Raw genomic sequence first — 21680 nt, 5'->3', positions numbered from 1 at the left:
TCGCTCCGCGGCGTCGAACCAACGCTCGACACCACGGATCGACCTGCCGGATGCACCCGTACGGGTACAGGGAGGTACTGCTTCCGTCTTGCATGTGGCCGCGACCAGGCCGTCAGGCTCGATCCGCGACTGTCACTCGATCTCGTTCCGAGCCGCGGAAAACCGTGACCCGGTCAAGGCAACCCGACCAGTATGCAGGACCCGGTCGGCATTCTCAACTTCGCCCCGGCCGCGCGGCCGTCACCACCCTCCGGTCGACAACGTCGCGGGCGTCCGCACGGGCGCCGCCGCCCCGAGCGTGTTGGTCGGATCGGGACCCGGTCCCGGCGCCGCCGGCGTGGCCACCGGCAGCTCGCGCGGCGCCGGCGCCACGGGCGGCACGTCGCGCCACACCGGCAACGCCTCCTGCAGGGCCAGCCCCACCGAGATCAACGCGGCCTCCTGCCAGGGCAGCGCGCCCAGCTGGACACCGAACGGCAGCCCGGTCACCGCCGAGCGGCCGACCGGGAACGAAACGGCAGGGGCGCCGGTGTAATTGGCCCACTGGACGTCGCCGGCCACCCCGGACAGCACGCTCAGGCCCGCGAACGCGTCGCGGGGACAGCCGTCGTCGAGCGCGCCCGGCAACGCGATCACGTCGAGAGCGTGGTCCCGGAACATGGCGTTGTACTGGTGCTGGTAGCGCAGCCGGTCGCGCTCGAGCCCGAAGTAGTCGGCCACCGGCAGCGCGAGCGACGCCACCGCCGCGCTCACGAGCGGTGCGAGATCGATGCGGTAGTCGCCGAGCCGGTCCACGAACTGCCGGTGGTAGGCCCCCATCTCCGCCGTGTCGCCGGCCAGGAGCGAATCCGGTGGGTGCGGCATCGACACCGGTACGGTTTCGGCGCCCAGCGCACGCGCCGTCGCGAGGAACTCGTCGAACAGGCGCCGCAGCTCCGGGGCCAGCCGGTCGGTCGCCCCGTGCGGCAGGCCGATACGGACGCCCGCGAGCGGCGCGGTCCCGGCGGGCGGCACCAGCGGGTAGCCGCCCTCGGGCACGCCCGGGCCGGCGGCCGTCACCGGATCGTCCGCCTCCGCGCCGGCGAGGACACCCAGCAGCAGCGAGGCGTCCGCGAGACTGTGCCCGATGGGGCCGGGGTGGTCCCGGGTCCAGGTGAGCGGGATCATCCCGTGCGAGGTGATCCGCCCGTACGTGGGCTTGATCGCCGAGACGCCGCACGAGCTGGCCGGCAGCCGCAGCGAGCCGCCGGTGTCGCTGCCGACCGACAGGGGGACGAACCGGGCCGCCACCGCGGCGGCGCTGCCGCCCGACGAGCCGCCCGGGGAGTACTGCGGGTTCCACGGGTTGGCCACCTGCGGGGTGACCACGCCGATCGCGAACTCGTCGGTGTGCACGTGACCGAGCAGGACCGCCCCGGCCTCCTGCAGCCGGCGCCACACCCCCGAATCCCCGGCGGCCACGTTGTCCCGCAGCACGTTGCTCGACGCGGTGAGCGGGAGCCCGCCCACCGCGAAGAGGTCCTTGAGCGCGATCGGCAGCCCGCACACGGGCGAGACGGGCTCGCCCGACGCCCGGGCGGCGCTGAGCCGGGTCGCCGCCGCGTCGGCGGCGGCATAGGCGAGGTCTGGATAGAGGTGGATCCATGCGCCGACGCCGCCGTCGTGGTCCCGGCTACGGCGCAGGCAGGCATCGAGGAGTTCGCGCGGGTGCAACTGCCCGGACTGCAGCAGGCTCGCCGCTTCGACCGCGCTCAGCAGGGCCGGATCGATGACCGGGACGGTCCCCGGATCGGGCAGCCGGGCCGCCGGCCGGGCGCCCGCGCGCGCAGGGTGCATCAGGCCGAGCCCGACGAGGCCACCGGCCATGGTTCCGAGAAAACGACGTCGTGACGTTTCGAAACTCACCGGTCCGACCATAACGGCGGGTAGCGGAGGCCGCAGCGCACGCGCATCCCGCGCCCCTCCCCCACGGCGCACGACCGGTGCGGAATAATCCGTCGAACGGAAGCGACCCGCGCCCCGGAACGCGGGACTGAAGGAGCGCCGAATGACATCCTCTGCCCAGTCCCGGTCGCCCGGGTCCCGGCCGCTGCGCCGCAGGCCCCAGCTGTCCGACGACGTGGCGGTGCACGTCCGCAATCTCATCATGTCGGGTGGGGTCCGGCCCGGCGACTTCATCCGGCTGGACGAGACCGCGGCCGAGCTCGGCGTGAGCGTCACCCCGGTGCGTGAGGCCTTGCTCACACTGCGCGGCGAGGGACTCGTGGAGCTCGTCCCGCACCGCGGCTATGTCGTGGCCCCGTTGAGCCGGGGCGACATCGACGACCTGTTCTGGCTGCAGGGGCAGATCGCGGAGGAGCTGGCGCGACGGGCGGCCGCGGTGATCACCCCGGACACCGTGGCCGAGCTGGCCGACCTCAACGAACGCCTGGCCGAAGCGGTGCGCAGCGGGGACGGGGCGCGGATCGAGGACCTCGAGTTCGCCTTCCACCGCACACTCAACCGCGCGACCGGCGCGCGCAAGCTGTCCTGGTTCCTGCTCAACGCCACGCGCTACACGCCGGTGCACTTCTACTCGTCCGACCCCGACTGGGGTGCCGCGGCGGTGGCGTCGCACAAGCGCCTCGTGGACGCCCTGCGCCGCGGCGACGGCGATTCCGCAGGCCGGGAGACCCGCCGGCACTTCACCGACGGGGCCGGCCGGCTGGTCCGGCACCTCGACGAGATCGGCGTCTGGAGCTGACGGACGCACGGCCCGGCGCTCGCGGAAGACCGGGGCCGCAGGCACCGGCCGGTAACATCGCGGCGTGACGGCGGGATCTACTCGTCGACGGGTCCGCAAGCGGCCGACCGAGAGTTCCACGGCGGAGAGTGATGCTGAGATACCACGACGAAGCGGTCCTCGTCGACGACCTGCACAAGTCGTTCGGGGACGTCCATGCCCTCAAGGGCATCACGTTCTCCGCCCCACGAGGCTCGGTCCTCGGCATTCTCGGGCCCAACGGCGCCGGCAAGACGACGACGGTGAAGATCCTGTCCACGCTGCTGCGCCCGACCGGCGGGCGCGCGGTGATCGCCGGGCACGACGTGGTCGGCGACCCCGCCGCCGTGCGCCGCTCGATCATGATGACCGGCCAGTACGCCGCCCTCGACGAGACGCTGTCGGGCCGGGAGAACCTGATCCTGTTCGGCCGTCTGATGGGCCTCGACCGCGCGGCCGCGCGCCAGCGCGCCGACGAGCTGCTCCGCGAATTCGATCTGGTGGACGCCGGTAAGCGGGCGGTGCGGCACTACTCCGGCGGCATGCGCCGGCGCGTCGACATCGCATGCGGGCTCGTCGTGCGCCCCGAGGTCGTCTTCCTCGACGAGCCGACCACCGGCCTCGATCCGCGCAGCCGGCAGGGCGTCTGGTCCCTGGTGGGTGCGCTCAAGAAGCAGGGCATCACGGTGCTGCTGACGACGCAGTACCTCGAGGAGGCCGACCTGCTCAGCGACAACATCATCGTCATCGACCGGGGCACCGTGGTGGCGGAGGGGACGGCCAACGAGCTCAAGGCCTCCACCGGAGGCAGCTACTGCGAAATCGTCCCGGTCGACCCGAACGCGCTGCCGTGGGTGGTGCACGCCCTCGGCAACCTCGTCCCGCCCGACGTGCGCGCCGAGCTGGCCACCGCGGGCAGCAACGACCGCGTCTCGATTCCGGCGCCGCACGGCCCGGCGACGCTCGCCGAGGCGCTGCGCCGGCTCGCCCCCACCCGGATCGAGCTGGCCGACATCGGCCTGCGCCGGCCCTCCCTCGACGATGTGTTCCTCAGCCTGACCGGGCACTCGGCCGGCGCCGACACGACGTCCGCGACGACGGGAGAGCCCGCGTGACCGTCCACACGAAGAGCATCAGCGCCCAGCGGGTGCGGCACGACGCGAACATCTCGCTGCCGGAGAAGCGGGTGGGCTCGCACCGCCGGGCCGACCCGACGGTGCTCAACCAGTGGAGCGCGCTCACGATGCGCACGGTCCGCACCATGGCGCGGTACGGCGAACTCGTCGTCGCGGCGATCACCCCGGTGGTGTTCGGCCTGGGCTTCTACCTGCCGCTGAAGTTCGTGATGTCGTTGCAGGGCATCGACTACGCGCAGTACCTGATGCCGATCATCGTCCTGCAGGCGATGGCGTTCACGGCCATCTCCGCGGCGCAGCTGTCCTCGGGTGAGGCGATGACGGGACTGACGACGCGGTTGCAGACCATGCCCGTGTTCAGCGCGGTCCCGCTGATCTCGCGGATGTCGAGCGCGATGCTGCGGTCCGTCGTGTCCCTGGCGGGGGCGCTCCTGTTCGGCTACGCCATCGGCTTCCGGTTCTCGGCGGGATTCGCACAGGCGGTCCTGTTCTGCGTCACCGCCCTGGCCATCAGCCTCGTCCTGTCGCTGGGCGCCGACGCGATCGGCACGCTGTCGAAGAGCCCCGAGGCCACCGCGCAGGCCCTGACGCTGCCGCAGCTGATTCTCGGCATGCTCTCGTGTGGCTTCGTCCCGGAGGAGGGCTTCCCCGAGTGGATCCGGCCGTTCGTGCGCAACCAGCCGATCTCGCAGTTCTCGTTCGCCATGCAGGACATGGCCGAGGGCGGCGTCACGTGGTCGGTCCTGTTCCCCACCGTGGCCTGGTGCGCGGGTCTCGCGCTGGTGTTCGCCCCGCTCGCCGTGTGGGCCAGCACGAGGCGGGGGTGAGCGGCAGATGAACGGACCTCCCGACATCCGTCCCGTCGACGCCAACGGCGCCGCCTTCACCTTCCCGCCGCCCGAGCACGCTCGTCCGGAGCGATCGTGGGGCGCCCTGTGGGAGCACAGCCGCATCCAGTGCCAGCGGCTGCTGCTGCGCTGGGCGCGCGATCCCGCGACGATGATCCAGGCGCTGGTCTACCCGGCGCTCACCCTGCTCATGTTCCGGGTCGTCCTGGGCAACACGGTCACCGCCGCCACCGGACAGCCCGCGATCTACGGCACGGTCCCCATGATCATCCTGGTCGGTGCCATGTTCGGGTCGGTGGTCAGCGCCGTCGGCCTGCGCACGGAGCGGCAGAGCGGCCTGCTCGGCCGCTTCTACACCCTGCCGATCCACCGGGCGGCCGGGCTGCTGGGCCGCATGCTCGCCGAGGCCGTCCGTGTGCTCGCCACGACCCTCATCATCCTGGCGGCCGGCGTCGGCCTGGGCTTCCGCTTCACCCAGGGTCTCGCCGCCGGACTCGCGATCCTCGTCATCCCCGTTCTCTTCGGCATCGGGTTCGCCCTGATGGTGACGGTCCTGGCCACCATGTCGAGCAAGCTGCCCCTCGTGGAACTGGTGTCGATCGCGTGCACCCTGCTGATGTTCTTCAACTCCGGGTTCGTGCCGGTCATGGCCTATCCGAGGTGGCTGCAGCCGGTCGTGGAGAACCAGCCCATGTCGTGTGCGATCGACACGATGAAGGCCCTGGCGGTGGGCGGTCCGCTCGCGGAACCGCTGATCAAGACGCTGATGTGGTCGGCCCTCATGATCGCGGTCTTCACGATTCCGGCGATCCGGGGCTACCGGCGCGCAGCCGAGGAGGGCTGACCTCGGCGACCCCGAACGGCCGTCCCCGGCTGTTATCCTGTCCGCCGACCCGCGGCCGCACAACGGCTGCTGCAGCCACGGCACTGTCACCGCAGTGCGGCCCCTCGGAGGAATGCCGATGAAGTATGCCCGCCGGATCACCGTCGCGGTGATGGCCGCCGCCCTGACCGCCGCCGGGCCGGCGCTGCCCACGGCCGCCGCGGACACCACCGACGCCGCCTCGTTGCCGGCGCTGCTCGAATCGATGGGGCCGAGCCCCGCGGGGGCGAACAACCTCGACTGCGTGCCCTCCCCCGAACATCCCCGGCCGGTGGTTCTCGTGCACGGAACGAGAATGGACATGACCAGCTCGTGGGCCGTGGCGGCCCCGCAGCTCGCCGACCTCGGCTACTGCGTCTACGCCCTGAACTACGGGGGCATCCGCTCGCTCGTCGACCCCGGCCTCATGATCTGGGGCGTCGGGAGCATCGAGGAATCCGCGAAGCAGCTCGGCGAGTTCGTCGATGCGGTGCGCGCTCACACCGGGGCCGATCGGGTCGATCTCGTGGGCCACTCGCAGGGTGGACCGGTCTCCCGTCAGTACCTGCGGTTCGAGGGCGGCGCGGACCCGGCGGACCCGGCCCGCAACGAGGTCGACAAGCTGGTGATGCTGGGGGCGACCAACCACGGCACCACCTTCAACGGGATGCAGCAGCTGTATTCCCTGTTCGCCCGCCTGGGGCTGGGCAACCAGGAATGGGCCACCGAGCGCGTCGCGCAGATGGTGTTCGGTATCGCCGGTCGTCAGCAGCTGATCGGATCGCGCGTGCTGGCCCGGCTCAACTCCGGAACCGAGACCCTGCCGGGGATCGACTACACGTCGATCGCCACCCGTCAGGACACGGTGGCCACGCCCCCGGAGAATGCGTTCCTGCAACCGGGCGCGGACAGCGTCGTGCACAACGTGTGGGTCGAGGACGTGTGCCCGACCAGCCCGGCCGATCACCTCGCCCTCCTGGAACTTCCGGAGTCGCTGCACCTGGTGAAGTCGGCTCTCGATCCGCACTACGCCGAGACCGTGCCCGCGCCCTGCACCGCGCCGCCCGCCGGCTGACACCCGTAGATCCCCGGCATGCGAACGGCCCCTCCCGGCGGGAGGGGCCGTTCGCATGCTCACCGCGCCGGGTGTCAGACCCCGAGGGCCCGCTGCAGCACGGGCCACGAGTCCTTCAGGTCGTCCTGCCAGTAGCCCCACGAGTGGGTTCCGGTCTCGCGGAAGTTGTAGGTGGCGGGGATGCCGAGCGTATCGAGCCGGTTCTTCAGGTTGTGGGTGCAGTAGTTGGTGGCGGCCTCGATGACGCCACCGACGACGATCTGGTTCGCCAGGACACCGGCGTCCCCGTCGATCTCCGGTCCGGTCAGCGTGTCGTACGGACCGGGCAGACCGCTGCCGTTGGAGATGTACATCTCGAGCCCGCGCAGCTTCTCGGCGTTGACGTAGGGATCTTTCTCCGCCCACGTCGGGTCGTTCGTCGGTCCCCACATGTTCTCGGTGTCGCCGCTGCCCCACGTCTCGACCGTGGTCTTGACGAACTGCTGGCCGATCGGATCGGAGGTCTGCGCGCAGCCGCTGTAGGCGGCGACACCCCGGTACAGTCCCGGCGCGGCGAGAGGCAGCTGGAACACCGAGGTGCCCGAGGTGGAGATGCCCGCGATCGCGTTGACGCCGGTGGTGCCGAGCGCACCGTCGACCAGCGGCGGGATCTCCTTGGTCAGGAAGGTCTCCCACTTGTTCACGCCGAGCTTGGGATCGGGGTTCTTCCAGTCGGTGTAGTAGCTGAACATGCCGCCGACGGGCGAGACGACGTTGACGTGCTTGTCCTTGAAGAACTCGATCGCATCGGTGCGACCCCGCCAGGTGGCCATGTCCTCGCCGCCGCCGGCACCGTTGAGCAGGTACAGCGTCGGCGCGGGCTTGCTGGTGTCGGCCGGGCGCCACACGTCCAGCAGGATCTCCTCGTCCATGGACGCCGAGTAGACCCAGACGAGCAGCTGCTGCTCTCCGTAGTTCTCGATCCTGGTGATGTACGACCCGTTCTCGGACGTGACGGCCGTGATGGGCTGCAGGGTGTCGGCCACCGGGTCGGCCGAGGCGAACGAGGCGCCCGTGAACAGCGGCAGCGCGAGTACCGCCGCCGAGATCGCGGCTGTTCCCAGCCTCCGAGCGCGGCTCCGCGACTCGACAACACTCATTCCGTCAACCTCCTCAGGCCCGGCGGGCGGGCGTCCCCAAGCCCCGGCGAACCGGGGTGCGCCCTGCGGCGCAGCATGTACTGAATCGACAGCACGGGCGTGAACGTTACCTTGCGTACCGGCCGTCAGAAACCTCACCGTTCACATCCGTCACATCGATCGCGTCACGATCCAACGCCGGCACGATCACGTCGAGGGCGGGGGGATCCATCATCGCGCCGTGCGCTCCGGGCACGAACCGATTCCGGACCCGCCCGGACACGTACGGGACCCACAGAACCGCCGCGTCTGCCTCCGTCGGGTGCTCGTCCCGCGCGCTGAAGAAGTCGACGTCGCCGGCGAAGAGCCCCGGTTCGTGCCGGTTGATCAGATCCGGGGAGAGCACCGCCGCGGCGAAGATGCGCTGCACCCGCGGCGCGTCGAGTTCGATCAGCTCCCGGGGCACCGCGGCGGCCACAGCGTTCGCCGCCTCCGCCGGCAAACCGTCGCGCAGCGCGTCCGGATCCGCGTCCACTCCGAGACTGCGGAGGTTCTCGGCGAACTCGGCGCCGAAGCGGTCCGTGTCGATCCGCGGGATGCAGTCGAGCATCGCGAGGTGCTCGACCCGGGCGCCGCGGGCCTGCAACTCCACCGCCACCGCGTGGGCGAGCACCCCACCGAGCGACCAGCCGGCCAACCGGTACGGCCCCTCGGGACGGACCCGCGCGATCTCGTCGGCGTATCGCTGCGCGAGCGCCTCGATCGACGCCGGGACGAATCCCGGGTCCGTGAGCGCCGGCGTCTGCAGCCCGAAGACCGGCCGGCCGGGAGCGAGCCGCGCCGCCAGGGGCGCATAGGGCCAGGCCAGGCCGATCATCGGATGGATACAGAACAGCGGGGTCACGTCGGGCTCGCCGGCGCGCAGCGGCAGGACCACGGCGAGCGCCGCGTCCCCGCCGGCGTCGTCGCCGCCGATCCGGGAGGCGAACGACTCCACCGTCGGCGCCGCGAGCAACCAGGGCACCCGCACCTCCACCCCGAGCGCGTCCCGCAGGCGCGCGACGACCTGCGTCGCCACCAGGGAGTTGCCACCGAGTTCGAAGAAGTCGTCGTCGAGCCCGACCCGGTCGAGACCGAGCACCTCGGCGAACATGTCCGCGACGGCCCGCTGCGCATCGGTCTCCGGGGCGCGGTACGGCCGCGTGGCCGTGTCCGGTTCCGGCAGCGCATCACGGTCGAGCTTGCCCACCGGCGTGAGCGGGACCTCGTCGAGGGCGACGATCGCCGACGGCACCATGTGTCCCGGCAGCGCCCTCGCCGCCGAGGCCAGCAACGCGGCGGTGTCGACGGTCGCCGACGGCCGCGCCGTCACGTACGAGACCAACCGCACGACGCCCGCCTCGGAGGTCCGTCCGACGGTGACGGCGAAGTCGACCGCCGGATCACGGCGGAGCACGGCGTCGATCTCCCCGAGTTCGATCCGGAAGCCGCGGACCTTCACCTGGAAGTCCGACCGGCCCACGTACTCGATCTCGCCCGCCCCGGTCCATCGCACGACGTCGCCGGTGCGGTAGAGGCGGCTGCCGGTGCCGTACGGATCGGCGACGAACCGGGACGCGGTCAGCGCCGGCCGGGCGTGGTACCCCCGTGCCAGCTGGACGCCGGACAGATACAGCTCGCCGGCCACCCCGACCGGCACGGGCCGGAGCCGGTCGTCGAGGACGAGCGAGCGCGTGCCCCGCAGCGGCCCGCCGATCGTGAGCGGCCCGCCGGGGGTCAGCGGATCGCTGATGTTGGTCATGACGGTGGTCTCGGTGGGCCCGTACCCGTTGTGGAACGCCCGGCCCGGCGCCCATCGCGCGACGAGCTCCGGTGGGCACGCCTCGCCGCCGACCACGACGGTCCGCAGGTCGTCGAGGCCCGCGGGATCGACCGACGCCAGTGCCGCGGGCGTCACGAACGCGTGGGTGACGCGTTCGTGACGCAGCAGTTCCGCGAGGTCCGCGCCGCCGTAGACGGTGGGCGGTGCGATCACCAGCGTGGCCCCGGGCGCGACCGCGAGCAGCAGTTCGAGCACCGAGGCGTCGAAGCTCGGCGACGCGAAGTGCAGCGCCCGGGTGGCCGGTCCGAGGCCGTAACGCTCGCGCTGTTCGGCGGCGAAGTTGGCCAGGCCGGTGTGGGTGACGACCACGCCCTTCGGCAGCCCGGTGGAGCCGGAGGTGTAGATGACGTAGGCGGGGTTGTCCACATGCAGCGGACGCGCCCGGTCACGGTCCGTCACCGGCGCGGGCGACAGCACGGCGAGTTCGGACTCGACCTCCTCGTCGTCGAGCACCACCCACGGGATCGTGTCGGGCAGGCCGGTGCGTTCGGCGGCGACGGTCACTCCCGCCCGCGCCCCCGAGTCGGTGACCATGTGCACGACCCGGTCGACCGGGTAGCCGGGATCGACCGGCACGTACGCGGCACCGGTCTTCGCGACCGCCCACACCGAGATCACGGACTCGAAGGACCGGGTCAGCCCCACGGCCACGACGTCCTCGGGCCCGACGCCGCGGGCGATGAGCAGACGCGCGAGCCGCGACGAGCGGGCATCGAGGTCGGCGTAGGTCAGCTCGCGACCCCGGTACGACAGTGCGGTGGACTGCGGGTCGCGGGCGGCGGCCGCGGCCAGCAGGTCGGCCAGCGGCACGGCCGGTTCCGCCGGGCGTCCGGTCCGTCGGACGAGATCGTCGCGCTCGGCGTCGCCCAGGATCTCGAGCTGCCCGGTCGTGCCGGCCGTCCCGGCGACGAGGCCGCCGAGCACCCGGAGGTAGCGCTGCGCGAGGTTCTGCACGGCGGAGGCCGTGAAGGCGTCCCGGCGGTACTTGAACCCGAAGGCCAGCGACTCCTCGGCCGTGGCCACCACCGTGAGCGGATAGTGGGTGGCGTCCCGGGTGTTCACGCCGGCGACGGTCATGCCGTCGATCGAGCTGGCCTGCTCGAGGCCGCTCCGGTCGATCGGATAGGACTCGTACACGAGCAGGGTGTCGAACAACGCGCCGGTCCCCGCGAGCTGCTGGATCTCTGCCAGCCCGATGTGGTGGTGGTCGAGCAGGTCGGCCTGCTCGGCCTGCAGGGCACGCAGCGCCGCGTCGACCGCCATGTCCGGGTCGAGGCGGACGCGCACCGGAATCGTGTTGATGAACAACCCGACCATCGACTCGACACCCTCGAGCCCGCCGGGCCGGCCGGAGACGGTGGTTCCGAACACCACGTCGTCGCGGCCGGTGGAGCGGGCCACCAGCACGGCCCACGCCGCTTGGAGAACGGTGTTGACGGTGACGCCGAGCCGGCTCGCGTACTCGGTCAGCGCGGCGGTGGTGTCGGCGTCGATCGCGACGCGGTGCTCCGCGCCGCCCACGGCTCCCGCCTCGCCGTCACCGAGCACCTCGGCGAGCATGGCCGGCTCCTCGAGGCCGGCCAGCGCGTCCGCCCAGGCCCGGCGGGACCGGTCGTGGTCGCGCGCGGCCAACCACTCCAGGTAGGTGCGATACGCGGGCACCCGCGGCAGGATCGTCGCATCGGCGTCGGTCGCGTAGAGGGTGAGCAGGTCCTTCAGCAGCAGCGGCATCGACCACCCGTCGAGCAGGATGTGGTGGCTGCTGACGGCCAGCGTCCACGCGTCCGGGGCGGTGCGCACGACGAGGAAGCGGATCAGTGGCGGGGCGGCCATGTCGAACGGGACGTCCTGGTCCGCCCGCACCATCGCCTCCAGGTCGGAGCCGTCCGCGCCGACGGCGTCGACCTCGCGCCACGGCAGGGAGACGTCGTCGAGCACCAGCTGCACCGGCTCGCCGGACTCGCCGGCGACGAACGCCGTGCGCAGGTTGGGATGCCGCTCGAGCAGTGCCTCCGCCGCCCGGCGCAACCGGGCCACGTCGACCCGGCCCGCGAGGTGGAGCAGCACCTGGGTGGTGTAGACGTCGGGCCAGCCGTCGGCGAGCATCGCGTGGAAGAGCAGACCGGACTGCAGCGGGGCGAGCGGCCACACGTCGACCAGGGCGGGGTACCGCGTCTCCCACGTGTCGAGGTCGCTCTGGCCGACGTGCACGAGGGGGACGTCGGACGGCGTCAGACCGCCCGCGTCGGGTCGGGCGGCGTGGGCGGCGAGCGCCTCCAGGGCGCGCACCCACAGCTGCGCGAGTTCCTCGACGTCGCCGCGGTCGAGCAGACCGCTCGCGTATCCGAAGTTTGCGCCGAGCCGGCCGCCGATCACGACGGCGTTGATGTCGACCGTGGCCATCGCGGGCGCGTCGGCGTCGTCGCGACCCGACAGGTCGCCGAGGTCCCCGGCGGGCAGCCAGCCGAGACCGGCCGCGCCCTCGGGGATCTCGCCGGCGTCGATCCGGCCGAGGTAGTTGAAGCTGATCTGCCCGGACGGCAGCGCCCGCAGCACGGGGCCGGCGGCCGGATCGAGATAGCGCAGCAGCCCGTAGCCGATGCCCTTGTCCGGAACGGCGCGCAGGTGCTCCTTGACGGCCTTGATCGCGGCGCCCGCGGCGCGGCCCCCGGCGAACGCGTCGTCGAGATCCACCCCGGACAGGTCGAGCCGGACCGGGTAGATGGTGGTGAACCAGCCGACGGTGCGGCCGAGGTCCGCGCCGGGGACGACCTCCTCCTCGCGGCCGTGCCCCTCGAGCCGGACCAGCGCCGACGGCTCGGCGACGCCCCGGTCGCGGCGCCACCGGGCGACGGCGAGTGCCAGCGCGGCGAGCAGTGCGTCGTTGACGCCCCCGTGGAACCGTGCGGGCAACGTCGTCAGCAATGCGTCGGTCGTCGCGGGATCGACCTGGATCCGCACCTTATCCACCGTGGAGGCGAGGTCGACGGTGGGATCGAAGGGGCGCGCGCCGAGCATCGGATCGGGCCCGTCGACGATCGAGCGCCACAGCCCGAGTTCGGCCGCACGGGCCGGGACCGCGGTCTCGGCGAGGGCGTGCGCCCAGCGCCGGAACGACGTGCCGACCGGCTGAAGCTCCGGACGTCCGCCGTTCGACAGCTGCGCCCACGCCGTGACGAGGTCCGGAACGAGGATGCGCCAGGAGACGCCGTCGACGACGAGGTGGTGCGCGACGACGACGAGCCGCCCGGTGCGCGCCGCGCCCGGGTCGAGCCACACGAACTGCAGCACGACGCCCTCGGCCGGCCGCAACCGCGACTCGGCCTCGTCGAGTGCCCGCGCGGCGAGGTCTGCGAGCGCCTGTTCGTCGGTCCCGGGCGCGACCTCGATGCGGGCGACGAGCGCGTCGACGTCGACGCTGCCCGGCGGCGTGGTCGACAGCTCCCAGTCGCCGGAGCCGTTGCGGCGCAGGCGCGCCCGGAGCATGTCGTGGCGGTCGACGACGGCCGTGAGGGTTCCCACGACGCCGTCGCGGTCGATGCCGGCCGGCAGTTCCAGCGCGAGCGTCTGGGTGTAGCGATCGAATCGGCCGCCGCGTTCGACCATGAACCGGACGATCGGCGTCAACGGCATGTCGCCGACGCCGCCGCCGGGAAGCTCGGCCAGCGCGGGTACCGCCGCCTCCGCACCGACGCGCGCGACCTCGGCGAGCCCGGCCACGGTCTTGCGTTCGAACACGTCGCGGGGGGTGAAGACCACACCGCGGGCCTTCGCCCGCGACACCAGCTGGATCGAAACGATGCTGTCGCCGCCGAGCGCGAAGAACGAGTCGTCGGCACCGATCCGCTCCGCGCCCAGGACCTCCGCGAAGACCGCGGCGATCGCGACCTCGGTGGGGGTGCCGGGAGCACGGAATCTCTTGTCGCCCTTGAATATCGGAGCGGGTAGAGCCTTGCGGTCGAGCTTGCCGTTCGCGGTCAGCGGCAGCGTCTCGAGCACCACGATCGCGTCGGGAACCATGTATCCGGTAAGGAACCGGGCCACCGAGTCCAGGACCGTCGCGGGCTCGAGGTCGTGTCCCGCGCGCGGCACCACGTAGCCGACGAGGCGGTCGCCGGTGCGTTCGTCGGTGCGCACGACCGCGACGGCCTGCGCCACACCGGCGACGCCGGTGAGAGCGGCCTCGATCTCGCCGAGTTCGATGCGGAAGCCGCGCAACTGGACCTGGGAGTCGCTGCGTCCGGCGTACTCGAGCTGTCCTCGCGCGTTCCAGCGGGCGATGTCGCCCGTCCGGTACATGCGGGTGCCGGGCGCGCCGAACGGATCGGCGACGAACCGGCCGGAGGTGAGGTCGGCGCGTCCCAGGTAGCCGCGGGTGAGCTGCGCTCCGCGCACGTACATCTCCCCCGGCACGCCGACCGGAACGGGCTGCAGGCGCGCGTCGAGGACGTAGATGCCCAGCCCGGGGATGCCACGGCCGATCACGCTCGCGGCGAGTCCCGCGTCGGCCGCGGCGAGCGGCAGGTGCGAGACGTGCACGGTGGTCTCGGTGATGCCGTACATGTTGACCAGACGCGGCGCGTCCTCGGCGTGCCGGGCGTACCAGCCGGCGAGCCGCCGCAGATCGAGCGCCTCACCACCGAAGATCACGTACCGTAGTGCCGGAAGGCCCGTCTCGTCGCCGTGTTCCGCGGCCGCGCGGTCCGCCTCGGCGAGCTGGTAGAACGCCGACGGGGTCTGGTTGAGCACCGTCACCCGTTCCCTGGCCAGCAGGGCGCGGAAGTCCTCGGGCGAGCGCGAGGTGTAGTGGTCGACGACGACGAGCCGGGCACCGTAGAGCAGCGGTCCCCACAGTTCCCACACGGAGAAGTCGAACGCGTAGGAGTGGAACATCGTCCACACGTCCCGCTCGTCGAACTCGAAGGCGGGCCACGTGTTCTCGAACAGTTCGAGGACCGGCCGGTGCGGAACCTGCACGCCCTTGGGACGGCCGGTGGAGCCGGACGTGTAGATGACGTACGCGAGGTTGTCGACGCGCAGCGGGGCCCGTCGTTCGTCGTCGCCGACCGGTGCGCCGGGGACCGCGGACAGATCGAGCGCCGACACGTCGATCACCTCGACGGCGGTGTCCGGCAGCGCCTCCCGATCGGTGCCGGAGACGAGCACGCAGACGGGAGCGGCGTCCGCGAGCATGAATTCGAGGCGGTCCGCCGGATACGTCAGATCCAACGGCAGGTAGGCACCGCCGGCCTGGAGCACGGCGAGGAGTCCGACGACGAGTTCCTCGGTGCGCGGCAGGGCCACGGCCACGAGGCTGTCCGGCCGCACTCCGCGGTCGATCAGGGTACGGGCGAGGCGGTTCACGCGCGACGCCAGCTCCCCGTAGGTCAGGCTGCGGTCGCCGGCGGTGACGGCGACCGCGTCGGGGGTCCGGCCGGCCTGCGCCTGGAACCGGTCGACGAGCGTCTCGCCGGCGGCGCGGGTGCCCGGCGCGTTCCACGCCTCGAGCACGACGGCCCGCTCCTCGTCCGGCAGCAGCGGGATGTCCCCGACCACCGTGGCCGGATCGGCGGCGACCGCCGCGAGCACCCGGGTGAACCGCTGGGCGAAGGCCTCCATGGTGCCGGCGTCGAACAGGTCGGTCGCATAGGTCAGCGCCACGGACAGCCCGCCCGGCGCACCGTCCTCGGCGACCACGTCCGAGACGGTCACCTGCAGATCGAACTTCGCCTGGTCGAAGGCGAAGTCGACCGGTTCGACGGCCAGGCCCGGAAGTTCGAGGCGGGTGCGCGCCAGGTTCTGGAAGCTGAGCGCGATCTGGAACAGGGGGTGCCGCGCCTGGGACCGTTCCGGATCGAGGACCTCGACGATGCGCTCGAACGGCACGTCGGCATGGCCGAACGCCTCGAGGTCGGTCTCGCGGACGCGAGCGAGGAGGGCGGCGAACGTGTCGCCGGGGCCGACCGGGGTGCGCAGCACCAGGGTGTTGACGAACATGCCGATGACGTCGTCGAGTTCGGCCTCGCCCCGCCCGGCGACGGGCGTGCCGATCACGATGTCCTCGGTGCCGGACAGCCGCGCCAGCACAGTGGCCAGTGCCGCGTGGACGACCATGAACAGCGTGACGCCGTGCTCCCGGGCGAGGGCCGTCAGCGCCGCGTGCGTGCCGGCGTCCACGGAGAAGCCGGAGACGGCACCGCGGTTCGACGCGACGGGCGGACGGGGCCGGTCCGCCGGCAGGTCGAGCTGGTCGGGGATCCCGGACAGCGTTCTGCGCCAGTAGCCGAGTTGCTGCGCGAGCACCGACCGGGGATCGTCCTCGGCGCCGAGAACCTCCCGCTGCCACAGCGCGTAGTCCGCGTACTGGATCGCCGGCGGCGCCCAGTCGGGTTCCCGGCCGGCGGCCCGTGCGGCGTAGGCGAGCATCACGTCGCGTGTGAGCGGCCCCATCGAGAATCCGTCGCCGCTGATGTGGTGCAGCACGACGACGAGCACGTGCTCCCGTTCGGACAGCCGGAACAGTCTCAGCCGCAGCGGGACTCCGGTGGTCACGTCGAATCCGGCACCGATCTCGGCGGCGACCGCGGCCGCGAGGTCGGCCTCGCTCACCGGCGTCGGCTCCAGTCCGGCGGCCGGATCCGCGGTGGGCAGGACGACCTGGCGCGCCACCCCGTCGACCTCCGGGTAGACCGTGCGCAGCGACTCGTGCCGGAACACCACGTCGTCGATCGCCGCGCGCAGCGCCCCGACGTCGAGGTCACCTCGGAGCCGGATGGCCAGCGGCAGGTTGTTCACCGCGGAGTCGGGGTCGAAGCGGTTGAGGAACCACATGCGCTGCTGGGCGAGGGACAGCGGGACGACCTCCGGTCGCGGCCGGGGGCGCAGGGCGACGCGCCCGGTCCGGCCGACCTCGGATTCGAGGCGGGCCGCGAGAGCCTCCACCTCGGGGGTCTCGAACAGCACGCGGACGGCCACCTTGGTGTCGAGCGCAGCACCGAGCCGCGCCGCGACCTGGGTCGCGACGAGCGAGTTCCCGCCGAGGGTGAAGAAGTCGTCGTCGAGACCGACGCGGGTGAGGCCGAGCACGTCGGCGAAGATGCCCGCGACGATCTCCTCGACAGGCGTGCGCGGCCCGCGGAACCCGCGGGTTTCGAACACCGGCTCCGGCAACGCCTTGCGGTCCAGCTTGCCGCTCGCGTTGAGGGGGAAGGCGTCGAGCGCGACGAGCGCCGACGGCACCATGTACGCGGGCAGGATCTCCTTGACGGCGCCGAGCAGCTGCGCGCTCTCGACCGCCGCGCCCGGGGCGGGGACGACGTATCCGACGAGCTGCTCACCGGTGGCCGTGGGCACGACGAGCGCCACGGCCTGACCGACCGTGGGCTGCGCGAGCAGAGCCGTCTCGATCTCCCCCAGCTCGATCCGCTGACCGCGGAACTTCACCTGGAAGTCGGTGCGGCCGATGTAGTCGAGGACGGGCTCGCCGCCGGCGGTGCGGCGCCACCGGACGAGGTCACCGGTGCGGTACATGCGAGCGCCGGGGGCGCCGGCGGGGTCGGCGACGAAGCGATCCGCGGTGAGGTCCGGGCGGCCCACGTAACCACGTGCGAGTTGCCCTCCGGCAAGGTACAACTCGCCGGGCACGCCGACCGGGACGGGGTGCAGCCGGCCGTCGAGAACGTACACGCGCACGTTCCACTCGGGCACGCCGATGGGCACGCTCTGCCGCTCGTCACCGGCGGGCCAGTAGGTCACCGAGACTGCCGCCTCGGTCGGGCCGTACAGGTTGTGCACCGCGGCGTCCGAGACCCGGCGGAACGCGTCGACGGTCTCGGGCGGCAGGGCTTCGCCGATCACGAACACGTGCCGCAGCGTCGAGCAGGTGCCGGCCGGCGCATGGGCGGCGAACACGGTGAGCATCGAGGGCACGAAGTCGGTCAGCGTCACGCCGTGCCGGGCAATCGTCTCGGCGACGTACACGGGGTCACGGTGACCGTCGTGGGTGGCGACGACGAGGGTGGCGCCGGCGCGCAGGGGCAGGAACCAGCCCCACAGCGACACGTCGAAGGTGGTGGCGGTCTTCTGCAGATAGACGTCGCCGCCGGTGATCTCGTACTCGTGGGCCATCCACTCGAGCTGGTTGACGATGGCCTCGTGCGAGACGCACACGCCCTTGGGGCGTCCCGTGGAACCGGACGTGAAGATCACGTAGGCGGGGGTGTCCGGGCGGATCGGGCCGGCCGGCTCGCCGTCCCGGATCGGGTCGGGCGCGTAGCACTGCAGGTCGAGGTCGTCGACCAGGACGGGGGCGACCGTGCCGGGCAGGTCCGCCGCGTCCGCGCGGGTGCTCAGGACGCACACCGGCTGTGCCGTGGCCAGGATGTGCCCGATCCGCTCGGCCGGATGGTCGGGGTCGAGCGGGACGTAGGCGCCGCCGGCCGCGATGACCGCGTAGATCGCGACCGGGAGTTCGATCGATCGCCGGATCGCGAGGGCCACCAGGGTTTCGGGTCCGACGCCGAGACCGATGAGGTGCCGGGCGAGCCGGTTGACGCGCGCGTCGAACTCGGCGTAGGTGAGCGACTCGTCACCGAAGACGACGGCCACCGCATCCGGGTGGCGGGCGACGGCGTCCCGGTACGCGGCGAGGAGCCCGGTCGCCCGGACCGGATGCACCGCACGGTCGTTGCCGACGGCGAGGGCGCGTCGCTCGGCGGTGTCGAGGAGGTCGACGTCGCCGACCACGCGGCCGGCGTCGGCGGTGAGCGCCGCGAGCATCCGCATCAGGCGGCCGGCGAAATCCCGCACCGTGGACTCGTCGAAAAGGTCTGTGGCGTAGGTGAACTGCGCCGACATTCCGGCCGGCTTCCCGGCGTCCTCCCGCGGCGAGACGGTCAGCTGCAGATCGAACTTGGCGATGGCCCCGCCGAGGTCGACGGGCTCGATCTCCACGTCCGGCAGGGTCACCTCGGCACGGTCGAGGTTCTGGAAGAACAGCGCCACCTGGAACAGCGGGTGGTGCCCGGTCGACCGCACCGGATCGAGCACCTCCACGAGCCGCTCGAACGGCAGCTCCGCGTTGTCGAACGCGGCGAGGTCGGTGTCCTTGACCCGGCCGAGCAGTTCGGCGAACGTGGCGGCCGGCTCGATGCGGGTGCGCAGCACGAGGGTGTTGACGAACATGCCGACGAGGTCGTCGAGCGCACGCTCGCCGCGGCCGGCGACGGGCGTGCCGATCGCGATGTCCGCGGTGCCCGACAGGCGCGACAGCAGCACCGCCAGCGCGGCGTGGACGACCATGAACGCGGACGTGCCGGTCGCCTGGGCGGTGGCCTCGACCGCCTCGTGCAGGGCGGCATCGACCTCGAAGTCCACGGTGGCGCCGCGGCCCGACGCCTCCACCGGGCGGGGCCGGTCGGTCGGCAGGTCGAGCCGATCCGGGAGGTCGGCGAGCGCGCCGCGCCAGAACTCGATCTCCCGCGCGGCCGGCGACGCGGGGTCGGACTCGTCACCGAGCACCGCGCGCTGCCAGAGGGCGTAGTCGGCGTACTGCACCGCGAGCGGTTCCCACGCGGGGGCCGCGCCGCCGGTGCGGGCGACGTACGCGGTGACCAGGTCCCGCACGAAGGGGGCGATGGACGCGCCGTCGGCGGCGATGTGGTGGACGACCACGACGAGGACGTGCTCGTCGTCGGCCGACCGCAGCAGTGCGACCCGCAGCGGCACCTCGGCGGTCACGTCGAAGCCGGCCGTCGCGAGCCGGGCGACCGCTCCGGGGATCTCGTCGGGCGGCGTCGGCACCGGGTCGAGGGAGTGCGCCGCCTGCTCCGGCGGGAGGACCAGCTGGGACCCGACGCCGTCGCGATCGGGATAGACGGTGCGCAGCACCTCGTGCCGGGCCACGACGTCGGCGAGGGCCCGGCGCAGGGCATCGACGTCGAGCCCCCCGCGGACGCGCAGTGCGACGGGGATGTTGTTCGCGGCCGACGCCGGATCGAACCGGTTGAGGAACCACATCCGCTGCTGTGCCAGCGACAGCGGGATCGGGTCGGGGCGCGGCCCGGCGACGAGCGGTTGCTGCGCTCCTTCCCCGACGGAGGGTTCGACGAGTGCGGCGAGACCCTCGACGGTGGACGCCTCGAACAGCAGCCGCGCGGGGACCCGGGTGGCGAGCCGCTCCCCGAGGCGGGCAGCCGCGCGGGTGGCGACGAGCGAGTTGCCGCCGAGCTCGAAGAAGTCGTCGTCGAGCCCGGCCCGCTCGGTGCCGAGCAGCTCCGTGAACACCTCGGCCACCGCGTGTTCCGCGGCGGAGCGGGGCGCGCGGTACTCGTGGGCGGGCAGCTCCGGTTCGGGCAGGGCCGCCCGGTCGAGCTTGCCGACCGGCGTCAGGGGGATCCGGTCGAGGGGCACGATCACGGTCGGCACCATGTGCGCGGGCAGCCGGCGGGCGACGAACTCGGTCAGCGCGTCGGGGTCGACGACCGCCCCCGGCACGGGGTGAACGTACGACACCAGCCGGGCCTCCCCCGACGGGGTCGGCCGTCCCACCGTGACGGCGAAGTCGGCATCGGGGTGTGCGGCCAGCGCGGCATCGATCTCGCCGAGTTCGATGCGGAATCCGCGGATCTTGACCTGGAAGTCGTTGCGCCCCGCGTAGATCAGGCCGGTCTCGCCCGATCGGACGAGGTCACCGGTCCGGTACAGGCGGGTGCCGCCGGGCCCGGCGACGAACCGCTCGGCCGTCAGCGCGGCGCGACGGTGGTAGCCGCGGGCGAGGCCGGGCCCTTCGAGATACAGCTCACCCACGACACCGGCCGGGACGGGGTTGAGGCGCTCGTCCAGCACGTGCGCGGTCATCCCGCGGACGGCCCGGCCGATGGTGACCTGCTCGCCGGGCTGCAGCGCGTGCGAGATGTTCGTCATGATCGTGGTCTCGGTGGGGCCGTACCCGTTGAAGAAGCGGCGACCGGGCGCCCATCGCGCGACGAGGTCGGGTGGGCACGCCTCACCGCCCACGATCACCACGCCGAGGGTGTCCAGCCCGGCCGGGTCGACGGACGCCAGGGCGGCGGGCGTGACGAAGGCGTGGGTGACCTGCCGGCTGCGCAGCAGTTCGGCGAGGTCCTCGCCGCCGTACACCGACGGTGGGGCGATCACCATGGTGGCGCCCGCGCCGACGGCGAGCAGCAGCTCGAGGACGGAGGCGTCGAAGCTGGGCGAAGCGAAGTGCAGGGTCCGCGAGTCCGGGGTCAGCGTGTACCGCTCGACCTGCTCGGCGCAGAAACCCTCGAGGCCGGTGTGGGTGACGACCACGCCCTTGGGCCGGCCCGTGGAACCGGAGGTGTAGATCACGTAGGCGGGATGCTCCGCCCGCAGCGTCCGGACCCGGTCGTCGAGCGCGACGGGCGCTGCGGACTGCTCGGCGAGGGTGGTGCGGGTCTCGGCGGAATCGAGGGCGATCCAGGGCACGGAGCCGGGCAGGCCGGGCACCGAGGCCGCGAGGGTCAGGCCGGCCCGGGCGCCCGAGTCGTCGATCATGTGCCGGACGCGGTCGTCCGGATAGTTCGGGTCGACGGGCACGAAGGCGGCGCCGGTCTTGGCGACGGCCCACACCGACAGCACCGACTCGATCGAGCGGGGTACGGCGACCGCCACCACATCCTCCGGGCCGATCCCCCGCCGGATGAGCAGCCGCGCCAGCCGGGAGGAGGCCGAGTCGAGCTCGCCGTAGCTCAGGGTGCGGTCCTCGAACACCACGGCGGGTGCGCCGGGGTCCCGTTCGACCGCGGCGGCCAGGAGCTGGGGCAGAAGGGCGACGCGGGGTCCGCGCCGGCGTGTGGGCCGCTGCCGGACCGGCCGGCGGCTGCGTGATTCGTCCGGTCGTCGGTCCCCCGAACCGTCGACACTCATCCCCGCGTGCTCCGTCGCCGGTCGTCCTGCGCGTGCACTCCAGGCATCATCCACCTCGCGTATCCCTCATCGTCCCAGCCGCTGCCCT

8 protein-coding genes are annotated in these 21680 nt (G+C 72.6%); 5 read left to right on the top strand and 3 right to left on the bottom strand.

Translation table 11 applies throughout. The features are described from left to right. Positions 1-240 precede the first annotated feature (240 nt). The gene (locus JYA75_RS13515) at positions 241-1905 is read right to left on the bottom strand and encodes an amidase (RefSeq protein ID WP_203330104.1); all 1665 of its coding nucleotides are present in this window, start codon (positions 1903-1905) and stop codon (positions 241-243) included. A 142-nt stretch (positions 1906-2047) separates the two neighbouring features. On the opposite strand from JYA75_RS13515, the gene JYA75_RS13510 reads away from it, so the two are divergent. From JYA75_RS13510 to JYA75_RS13490, 5 genes are all read left to right on the top strand, one after another. Continuing rightward, entirely contained in the window at positions 2048-2743 is a 696-nt protein-coding gene (locus JYA75_RS13510) for a GntR family transcriptional regulator (RefSeq protein WP_006947145.1), read from the top strand. Between the two features lie 131 nt (positions 2744-2874). Continuing rightward, positions 2875-3876: a daunorubicin resistance protein DrrA family ABC transporter ATP-binding protein gene (locus JYA75_RS13505; protein WP_006947144.1), complete on the top strand. Its 1002-nt coding sequence runs from the start codon at positions 2875-2877 to the stop codon at positions 3874-3876. Then, positions 3873-4724, top strand: coding sequence for an ABC transporter permease (locus tag JYA75_RS13500; RefSeq protein WP_050035539.1), 852 nt, complete (start codon positions 3873-3875; stop codon positions 4722-4724). Before JYA75_RS13505 ends, JYA75_RS13500 begins: the two co-directional genes overlap by 4 nt. Positions 4725-4731: 7 nt before the next feature. Continuing rightward, positions 4732-5589: an ABC transporter permease gene (locus tag JYA75_RS13495; protein WP_203330103.1), complete on the top strand. Its 858-nt coding sequence runs from the start codon at positions 4732-4734 to the stop codon at positions 5587-5589. Between the two features lie 118 nt (positions 5590-5707). After that, complete coding sequence (locus tag JYA75_RS13490; RefSeq protein ID WP_065922350.1) at positions 5708-6682, top strand: alpha/beta fold hydrolase; 975 nt, start codon at positions 5708-5710, stop codon at positions 6680-6682. Between the two features lie 74 nt (positions 6683-6756). On the opposite strand, the gene JYA75_RS13485 is transcribed toward JYA75_RS13490, so the two are convergent. Continuing rightward, positions 6757-7785 carry an alpha/beta hydrolase family protein gene (locus JYA75_RS13485; RefSeq protein WP_044476578.1) on the bottom strand — a complete coding sequence of 343 codons (1029 nt, stop codon included), beginning with the start codon at positions 7783-7785 and terminating at the stop codon, positions 6757-6759. Positions 7786-7927: 142 nt separating this feature from the next. Then, positions 7928-21592 carry a non-ribosomal peptide synthetase gene (locus tag JYA75_RS13480; protein WP_203330102.1) on the bottom strand — a complete coding sequence of 4555 codons (13665 nt, stop codon included), beginning with the start codon at positions 21590-21592 and terminating at the stop codon, positions 7928-7930. Positions 21593-21680 lie beyond the last annotated feature (88 nt).

The sequence above is a fragment of the Rhodococcus sp. PSBB066 genome, from assembly GCF_017068255.1.
GTDB lineage: Bacteria > Actinomycetota > Actinomycetes > Mycobacteriales > Mycobacteriaceae > Rhodococcus > Rhodococcus aetherivorans.
Note: the sequence above shows the minus strand (reverse complement) of the source record. Positions and strands in the feature narration are given on the sequence as shown.

Coding starts and splice junctions, on each gene's coding strand:
- JYA75_RS13505 (WP_006947144.1), top strand. CDS start 2,875: ATGCTGAGATACCACGACGAAGCGGTCCTCGTCGACGACCTGCACAAG.
- JYA75_RS13490 (WP_065922350.1), top strand. CDS start 5,708: ATGAAGTATGCCCGCCGGATCACCGTCGCGGTGATGGCCGCCGCCCTG.
- JYA75_RS13480 (WP_203330102.1), bottom strand. CDS start 21,592: ATGAGTGTCGACGGTTCGGGGGACCGACGACCGGACGAATCACGCAGC.
- JYA75_RS13510 (WP_006947145.1), top strand. CDS start 2,048: ATGACATCCTCTGCCCAGTCCCGGTCGCCCGGGTCCCGGCCGCTGCGC.
- JYA75_RS13495 (WP_203330103.1), top strand. CDS start 4,732: ATGAACGGACCTCCCGACATCCGTCCCGTCGACGCCAACGGCGCCGCC.